The organism is Streptomyces sp. NPDC006283, from assembly GCF_040613325.1.
Classification (GTDB): domain Bacteria; phylum Actinomycetota; class Actinomycetes; order Streptomycetales; family Streptomycetaceae; genus Streptomyces.
Map to the genome: position 1 here is coordinate 1 of NZ_JBEXRZ010000430.1, position 2,238 is coordinate 2,238.

The window sequence follows — 2,238 nt, forward strand, 5'->3', positions numbered from 1 at the left end:
GATATACGTAGGTGCGGGGGGGGGCCGGGCCCCCCCCCCCCCCGCCCCCGGCCCCACCCCGGGGGGGGGGGTCTCCCGAGCACCGGCCGGCCCCCCCCCCCCTTCTCTTGTCTTCGGCACGAACATCCGGACATCCCGCGTCTCGGCGATGTGGGTCAGGTTCGAGCGGGTGTTCCTGGCGGCCCTGCCACTCGAGGACGGTCAGGCGCGCGCGGGGCCTGCCAGTCGGCGGGCACGGGGTTATGTGCATGGGACGGCTCCACGGTCAGGGGGTGTAGGGATGGTCGTGAAGTGGTGCAGGTAGTCATGCACGCGAGGCGGGTGGTAGGCCAGCTTGCTCCAGCGATGTCCGCTCGCCGCGAGTGCTGTGGCACGCGGCACGAAGTCCTTCGCGCGGGCGCGTTCCCGCTCCGTCGCACCCAGTCGAACTCCGCCAGGTCGAACCCGGTGGCACCGCGCCCCATGACGTTCTGGTCCTGCAGGGTCAGCAGCGCCGCGAAGCGGAAGTCCCAGTCCTCGGAGGCGAGATCGGACACGGCCAGTGTCAGCACGTCGATGAACACCGCGGTGGCGCCATTGGACAGGTCCAGGTCGTGGCTACCGCCGGAGAAGATGTTGCTCACCGACCTATGATGCGATCCCGGCCCTCCACCTGCTTGGAGAAGACGCATGACGGATGCGAGCACCGGCAAAGTAGTCGTGAACAGGGTGATGTCCCTCGATGGATTCATCGCCGGTCCCGGCCACACGATGGACTGGATCTTCGAGCACATGACGTCGGCGACGTTCCCGGAGGTCATGGCGGCCACGGGCGCCATGCTCATCGGCCGGGGCACGTACGAGGTCGGTAAGCGCATGTCCGACGAGAACACCGACTACGACGGCGGGGCGCAGTTCGTCCTCACCCACCGCCCGCCCGACGAACCGGACCCCAACGTCACCTTCCTCACCTGCGACATCGAGGAAGCCGTGGCCACGGCACGCCACGCCGCCGGCGACAAGAACCTGGAGATCCTCGGCGCCGACGTGGCCGCCCAGTGCCTGCAGCGCGGCCTCGTCGACGAGATACTGGTATACGTGCTGCCGGTGCTGCTCGGCGACGGCGTCCGCTTCGCGCCGCCGGGCCTCGACCGGATCGACCTGGAACCGTTCAGCAACGTCCAGTCGGGCGGGGTCACCATGCTGCGCTTCCACGTGCGCAAGTAGGCACGGTCGCAACTACTAGCCTGCTGTCATGGCCGCCCATCCCGTGGGGCAAGTTCCCCACTCTCGCTGAACATCAACTGGCCCGACAGTGGCTGCAGTTCATGGCGAACATCGGTCGGGCTTCCAACACGATCGACGCGTACGGGCGGGCGGTCGAGGACCACCTGCGGTTCTGTGCAGTTGAAGGCACAGATCCCGTACTGGCCGGTGCGGACACGGTTGCCGCCTGGATCGGGGACATGCTCGACCGTCCCCGCCAGCAATCAGCGAAGGCGCCGCTGCATCCGGAGACGGGACTGGCGAACGCGACCGTCCAGCAACGTGTGGTGGCCGGGCGGTCCTTCTACGAGTACCTGGTGGAAGACGGGCTGCGCGATCTGTCCGGCCGGGAGCTTGCCGCTCGGCTGCACCGCGCGTTGCATCGATCCAGCAGGACAGGCAGAACCTGCTGGCAGCACTGGCGGCAGTCCGGTGAGCGCGACCGAACGGCCAGCACCTGCCCCGCTTGCGCAGTACTGCGCCAAAACCGCTGCTCAGAGCCCAGTTCTGACTGCAGAAGAACGGGCGGCCCTCGGCCGCCTGGCCGGGCTGGATCATCAGGTGATCCACGAGCGAAACCGTGTCGCTCTGGCCCCACTTCGCCCGGAACGTCCGCACCATCCAGGTCCTCATCGACCGTGAATCCATCCTCGCGGGCGCTGCCGCCAGCGGCGAGCAGCCCTGGAAGGACTACGACTTGGGTGAGGGCTACTGCTCTTACGACTTCTGCGCCAAGTGCCCCCACCGGCTGGCCTGCGCACGCTGCCCGTTCTACGTCCCCAAGACCTCCAGCCGAGGCCAGCTCCTGGCCGTCAAGGACGGCATCGACGAAATGCTCGAACAGCTCAACCTCACCGATGACGAGCGCGAAGCCCTCGAAGGCGACCGCGAGGCGGTCGCCGACCTAGTACTGCAACGGTTCTTGTCGTGACGGTTTGACCGTGTTCTCGTTGATGTGTTTATTGGTGGGGCGGCTGCGGGGCGGGGGGACAG

Annotated in this window: 3 protein-coding genes; 2 read left to right on the forward strand and 1 reads right to left on the reverse strand. The window is 67.6% G+C overall.

Going from position 1 to position 2,238, the window contains the following annotated elements; genetic code table 11:
• Positions 1–155: 155 nt before the first annotated feature.
• The gene (locus tag ABZ070_RS36955) at positions 156–623 is read right to left on the reverse strand and encodes a hypothetical protein (protein ID WP_356640542.1); all 468 of its coding nucleotides are present in this window, start codon (positions 621–623) and stop codon (positions 156–158) included.
• Between the two features lie 46 nt (positions 624–669).
• On the opposite strand from ABZ070_RS36955, the gene ABZ070_RS36960 reads away from it, so the two are divergent.
• Positions 670–1,206 (forward strand): dihydrofolate reductase family protein, encoded by a 537-nt coding sequence (locus ABZ070_RS36960; protein ID WP_356640544.1) that lies wholly within the window; start codon positions 670–672, stop codon positions 1,204–1,206.
• A gap of 619 nt (positions 1,207–1,825) precedes the next feature.
• On the forward strand, positions 1,826–2,176 hold the full coding sequence (locus tag ABZ070_RS36965; RefSeq protein WP_356640546.1) for a hypothetical protein: 351 nt from the start codon (positions 1,826–1,828) through the stop codon (positions 2,174–2,176).
• Positions 2,177–2,238 lie beyond the last annotated feature (62 nt).

Coding starts and splice junctions, on each gene's coding strand:
- ABZ070_RS36960 (WP_356640544.1), top strand. CDS start 670: ATGACGGATGCGAGCACCGGCAAAGTAGTCGTGAACAGGGTGATGTCC.